The organism is Streptomyces sp. NPDC055103 (assembly GCF_053607625.1).
The window spans coordinates 1-4,660 of the sequence record NZ_JBSGTX010000145.1 but is presented as its reverse complement, the minus strand read 5'-3'; the positions used below and the strand labels follow the sequence as shown (position 1 = coordinate 4,660).

General features: G+C 67.0%; 8 protein-coding genes. 3 read left to right on the top strand and 5 right to left on the bottom strand.

Features of this window, described 5'->3' with window-relative positions:
• Nucleotides 1-123: 123 nt before the first annotated feature.
• The 3 genes from ACWFR1_RS39960 to ACWFR1_RS39950 form a co-directional block, all read right to left on the bottom strand.
• Nucleotides 124-720, bottom strand: coding sequence for a DUF317 domain-containing protein (locus tag ACWFR1_RS39960; RefSeq protein WP_364289574.1), 597 nt, complete (start codon nucleotides 718-720; stop codon nucleotides 124-126).
• A 59-nt stretch (nucleotides 721-779) separates the two neighbouring features.
• Nucleotides 780-1,247 carry a hypothetical protein gene (locus ACWFR1_RS39955; RefSeq protein WP_453560904.1) on the bottom strand — a complete coding sequence of 156 codons (468 nt, stop codon included), beginning with the start codon at nucleotides 1,245-1,247 and terminating at the stop codon, nucleotides 780-782.
• Nucleotides 1,248-1,316: 69 nt separating this feature from the next.
• Nucleotides 1,317-1,676, bottom strand: a complete 360-nt coding sequence (locus ACWFR1_RS39950) for a DUF317 domain-containing protein (RefSeq protein WP_043224570.1) — start codon at nucleotides 1,674-1,676, stop codon at nucleotides 1,317-1,319.
• Between the two features lie 268 nt (nucleotides 1,677-1,944).
• Here ACWFR1_RS39950 and ACWFR1_RS39945 point away from each other — a divergent pair, with 268 nt between their 5' ends.
• Together ACWFR1_RS39945 and ACWFR1_RS39940 are read left to right on the top strand one after the other, a co-directional pair.
• On the top strand, nucleotides 1,945-2,970 hold the full coding sequence (locus tag ACWFR1_RS39945) for a hypothetical protein (protein ID WP_453560901.1): 1,026 nt from the start codon (nucleotides 1,945-1,947) through the stop codon (nucleotides 2,968-2,970).
• Complete coding sequence (locus tag ACWFR1_RS39940) at nucleotides 2,934-3,371, top strand: endonuclease domain-containing protein (protein ID WP_453560898.1); 438 nt, start codon at nucleotides 2,934-2,936, stop codon at nucleotides 3,369-3,371. Before ACWFR1_RS39945 ends, ACWFR1_RS39940 begins: the two co-directional genes overlap by 37 nt.
• A gap of 45 nt (nucleotides 3,372-3,416) precedes the next feature.
• Here ACWFR1_RS39940 and ACWFR1_RS39935 read toward each other — a convergent pair whose 3' ends face one another.
• Both ACWFR1_RS39935 and ACWFR1_RS39930 read right to left on the bottom strand, forming a co-directional pair.
• Nucleotides 3,417-4,085, bottom strand: a complete 669-nt coding sequence (locus ACWFR1_RS39935; protein WP_453560896.1) for a hypothetical protein — start codon at nucleotides 4,083-4,085, stop codon at nucleotides 3,417-3,419.
• A complete protein-coding gene (locus ACWFR1_RS39930) occupies nucleotides 4,082-4,204 on the bottom strand; it encodes a hypothetical protein (RefSeq protein WP_453560894.1) in 123 nt (40 codons plus the stop codon). The genes ACWFR1_RS39935 and ACWFR1_RS39930 overlap by 4 nt, the downstream gene beginning before the upstream one ends.
• On the opposite strand from ACWFR1_RS39930, the gene ACWFR1_RS39925 reads away from it, so the two are divergent.
• The gene (locus ACWFR1_RS39925) at nucleotides 4,203-4,646 is read left to right on the top strand and encodes a hypothetical protein (RefSeq protein WP_453560892.1); all 444 of its coding nucleotides are present in this window, start codon (nucleotides 4,203-4,205) and stop codon (nucleotides 4,644-4,646) included. The two genes, ACWFR1_RS39930 and ACWFR1_RS39925, sit on opposite strands and share 2 nt — an antisense overlap.
• The last annotated feature ends 14 nt before the right edge of the window (nucleotides 4,647-4,660 follow it).

Genomic DNA, 4,660 nt, shown 5'->3' with positions numbered 1-4,660 from the left:
AACCGGCCGGGGGGCCTGGTCTACGCCCGCCCCCCCGGGCCCTGTTTGTGCTGCTGTGTGTGCTGAGGGACGGCTGTTGGACCCGAAGAGGTACGAGGCCCTGCTGGCGGCTGACCCCAGGGGTCAGACGGTAGGGCGCAGGGAGAGTTGTCCCTCGCTGTCGCCGGGCAGGGTGTGCCGGAGTACGGGGTCGGGAGAGGCGAGGGAGGCGGCGAAGGCGGCGACGAGGTCGTGCGGAGTGCTCGCGGAGAACCCCGTAGCCCAGAGGTAGCCCCGCCCGATCCGGGGCTCGCACCAGGCCAGCCAGCCGGTTTGCTCGGCGGTGGGGTCGAGGCAGAGCGGGTTTCCGTCCTGGAGGTACTCCGGGAGGAGGCTCAGCGCCATGCCCGCGGCCAGCTGCGGATCGGAGAAGGCGGCCGGATTGTCGATGTCGCGGACCCAGCCGCGCTCCGCGAGCGACTCGAAGACCACGTGCGGGCCTGCATACCCGTGCGCCGGATCCGGACGGGCCTCCAGGGCGAGCAGGAAGTCGGCAACGGCTTCGGGCGGGACGCCGGTGGTGAAATAGGCGGTCCACTCAGCCAGCCCGTCCGCGGTCGGACGGGCGGAGACGGTCCACGCGACCGGCAGGTCCCCGAGGATGATCGGCTCGTCGGCAAGCACCCACTGGGCCCAGCGAAGTCCGTCGGGAGCGACGTACAGCACAGTGCTGCGGACCACCTGCTGAACCGCGTCCGGATTATCCGGATCAACAGGTTCACGACGGCCGCGAGCGAGTGTCAGGGAAGTCCAGCCGGCGGCGGAGAGGTGGGAGGCGACGTGGTCGGCGAGTGCTCCGTCGTCACCGGCAAGGTGGCGCGGGGTGACCCACCAGGCGGGAAGGGCCGGAACATCGGACGGATCGGAAGGCGTGGACGGGCGCAGAAGTGCTCCTTGTCGTGCTGGCGGTCAGGGGGAGACGGCGCGCAGTCTGCGGCGCGAACTCTCGTCGGCGGGTCGACCGGCGGCATCCAGGTCAGCGCCTCGGCGACTGGCCGGGGCAGGTAGCCGCACTGCACGGCCTCGGGGTCTTCGGCGAGGTACGCCACCGGCTGTCCGTCCGGGTCCTCAGCGAAGAGGACGTCAGCGAGACGATGGGCCATCGGGCAGAAGGGGTTGATGGCGAGACGGACGGGGGTGTCAGGGTCCAGGACGGCGAGGCGGTCGATCAGGTGGCGGACGGTCATGTCTGACGCAGGTGCGGGCATGTGCACTCCTTGCGGGGACGGGGAAGGCGGAGGCTCGGGGACAACGGGAACGCCTGGACGGTGCCTCCGTCAGAGACGCTTGGCCGTAGCCAGGACCTCGGAGACGGTCCTCGCGACCAGGTGGGCCGGCGTGTGGGGATCAAAGGTGATCCTGTAGCCGGGAGTCCGAGCGGTGCCGGTGACCGCGAGTACCCAGCCTTCGTGCTCGGCGCCGGGTCGGCCGGCGGGGAAGTGGCCGAGGTAGAAGCGGCCGTCGGCGGAGGCGATATGGGTGTCGGCCCGGTCGTCGACAATGAAGTGGAAGTCGCCGTTCGCGGCGGGGAAGGTGTCGATGACCTCGGTCGCCTGTCCCGGCCCCAGGAGCCAGTCGTGCAGCCTCAGGCGCTCGGTCGTGGTCCGGAATCCTGCGGAACTCAGCTCCACTGTCACGGCATCACCTCTCTGACCTGCGATTTTCCGGGTTTCCCGGAAAGGGTCGTCTAGGTTGACATGCCCCTGAAGCGTGTTCCAGTCCTTTCGCGATCTTTCCTGTCTGCCAGAGGCGAACTGGCATGGCGAGCCTTACTGCAGGGTCCAGGATTTCGCGGCACAGTCTCAGCTGCAACGGCACCGCGATGGCACTCGCGCAAACGGTTCCCTCAATCCTGATCTTCGGCCATCGGGGGGCAGTGTCAGTGCCGTCTCCTACCCTCACCCCATGCGCAGATTGGACCCGGAGGAAGCCGGCCGTCACATGATCGAGGTCCGCCGGCTGTGGCCACTCGGCCCGTATCCCGGAGTCGACAACAAGTGGCTGTGCGAGTGCATGGTGTGCGGCAATCGCATCGAACCCCGATTCCGCCACAAGGGGCCGATGGGCTGCATCAACTGCAAGTACGCAGCCGACGCCAAGCGCCGCAGACTCGACCCTCGGGTGACAACCGGGAACATGCTCGACAAGGGGTACATGCCGACGTCTCCGTACACCGAAGCACACGTTCCATGGCCGTCGATCCATCTCGCGTGCGGCTCGGCAGTCAGCCCGTCCTACTCCAACATCATGAACGGCTGGGGCGGCTGCGATACCTGCGCGAACGCCGCACGGTCGGCCTGGCACCTGGCCGATCCTGGCGCTGCGGAAGAGGAGTTGCGAAGTTATCGCTGGACTCCACTCGTGGGGTACCCAGGGGCTCAGGAGCGATGGAAAGCCCGGCATGAAGTCTGTGGGGAAGTGTCCTACCCTCGCCTGCTCGACCTGCGGAAGTGCGCCAAGCGGGAGAACGCCCCCAAGGGTCTCGGCTGCGGGCACTGCACGGAAAAAGGGGGCTTCAAGAAGCAACGCCCGGGGTACGTCTACGTGATTTTCCACCCCGCTCTGCAGGCAGTGAAGGTGGGCATCCGCAACGAACACACCGGCCGCGTCGTCCTGCACCGACGACACGGATGGAAGCTGCTCGACGAGATCCACTTCGCTTATGGCGGTGACGCGCAGGATGCGGAGCGGGCAGTGCTGAACTACATGCGATGTGTCCTCAAGCTGCCGCCGTTCCTGACGGCGTGGGAGATGCCCCAATCCGGCCACCGCGAGACAGCGGACCGGTCCCGGCTTAATGAGACAACGCTGTGGAAGCTGGTCCAGGCGGAGGCGGCTCGGATCCGCAGCGAGACGGGACCCTCGCCGGTAGTTCCGGCACCGAGGTCGCCGATGTGTACGGAGGACTCGCAGGCAGGGAATCATCAGTGATCAAGGGCACACCCAAGTGCGCATGCTGCGGCGGGCAGAACGAGCGCAGGTTCGTCGCTAGCGGACGCGAAACGGTATGGGCTTACGTATGCGACAGCGTCAAGTGCAACGAAGACCAGCAGCAGATCGCCAAGAGAGCAGCAAGACACGGCATCACCTACGACAGGTACTCGGAGATCCATCTGAATCAGGGCGGCCGATGCCCGGTATGCGGGGAGCACCTCGGAAAGTTCGACAAGGACGTGGTGATCGACCACGACCATTCGTGTTGCCCCAAGAAGACGTCATGCGGTAGTTGCGTCAGGGGCATCCTTCATCGTCGATGCAACTCAGTGATCGGATACCTCGGGGACGATCCAGACAAATTTGAACGAATAGCCGAGTATCTCCGGGGCTACTAAGGAACCACGGCAACCGGCATACTCCTGCCCCGCAGGTCGCACCAACTAGCCAGGAGGGCATACGGCGGTGTGTGTGCCGCGCCAGGTGGTGCCGAGTTCCGCAAGTCTCTGTCGCATCGCTCCTCGCTGCTCCTCCAACTGCAGGGAGGCCGGCGAGAGCATGTAGACATTGCCCCGGTGGAGACGGAAGCCGATGTGTTCCCATCCTCGGGCGATCTTCGTGGTCACCCGGTCGAACTCCCTCTGGTTCCTCGGACGGTCGCTGCTGAGGTCAGTGACGCCCGGCGAGCATGCGATGGCACGGCAGCCGGCCATGAGCCGGTGGATCGCCTCGATGGCGAGGATGGCTCCGAGGCCGTGCCCGCGCCACGGCTCGTCCAGGGTCACCTTGTCCATGACGAGCAGGGAGGACCCCACGTACGGAAGCGAGCTGCTGGCGTCCTCGGTGAAGCCCCCTGTGCTCGGATCCAGCAGGGCCTGGGCGATCTCGTCGAGTTCTTCGGATTCCTCCTCCATGACCCGGACGGCGTTCATACCCCGGTCGAGGTGCACCCGATAGAAGGTGATCGACCCCACCGTCCCCTCCGTGTGGAGGACGGACACGTCCCAGCGTTCCAGGGTGTCGGCCTGTGGGGTGTCGGCGAGTTCATCGGTGTAGGAGATACGCAGGCGCAGCTCGGACGGGTCTCCGGGAAGCGTGGACAGTTCGGTCACTGCTGAAGCCTAGCCACGCGCAGCAGCCCGGAGAGGGCGGCGGGCAGCCGTCGGGCGACGGCCGGAGGCCCGCGGGCCGGGTCCGGGAGCGTCGAGGCCCGTGCCAGGGTTGTCTCCATGACGCCGATGATCCCCGCGCACGTCCCCGACGAGCCGCCGCTCACCTACGCCGACAGCTTCGACATACCGGTCCTGTTCCGTAACGGTCCCGCGGACAAGCCCTGGAAGCAGTGGCGGACGGCCAAGCACAAGGAGTGGAGCGCGACGGACGGGTTCCCGAAGGAGGACGGCTGGTACGCCCCGACCACCACGTGGCGGGAGATCATCAAGGCGGCCACCGAGGTCGGCCGCGACATCACCCCGCACCTGCAGAACCAGCCGCGGTACGCACACGGGGAGCTCGTCGCCCGCGTCGCCCCGCTGTACGCCTACCTCGGTGCGCACCCCTTCAAGCACCAGCCCCCCGTGCCGGGCGCTAGAGGCAACGCCGTTCAGTTAGGGCGGGGGTCGGGGCGTCAAGGGCTGCTCGTGAGCATGGTGATGCTGATGGTGGCTTTGTAGGTGGTCCGGTCGAT

Coding starts and splice junctions, on each gene's coding strand:
- ACWFR1_RS39955 (WP_453560904.1), bottom strand. CDS start 1,247: ATGCCCGCACCTGCGTCAGACATGACCGTCCGCCACCTGATCGACCGC.
- ACWFR1_RS39945 (WP_453560901.1), top strand. CDS start 1,945: ATGCGCAGATTGGACCCGGAGGAAGCCGGCCGTCACATGATCGAGGTC.
- ACWFR1_RS39925 (WP_453560892.1), top strand. CDS start 4,203: ATGACGCCGATGATCCCCGCGCACGTCCCCGACGAGCCGCCGCTCACC.
- ACWFR1_RS39930 (WP_453560894.1), bottom strand. CDS start 4,204: ATGGAGACAACCCTGGCACGGGCCTCGACGCTCCCGGACCCGGCCCGC.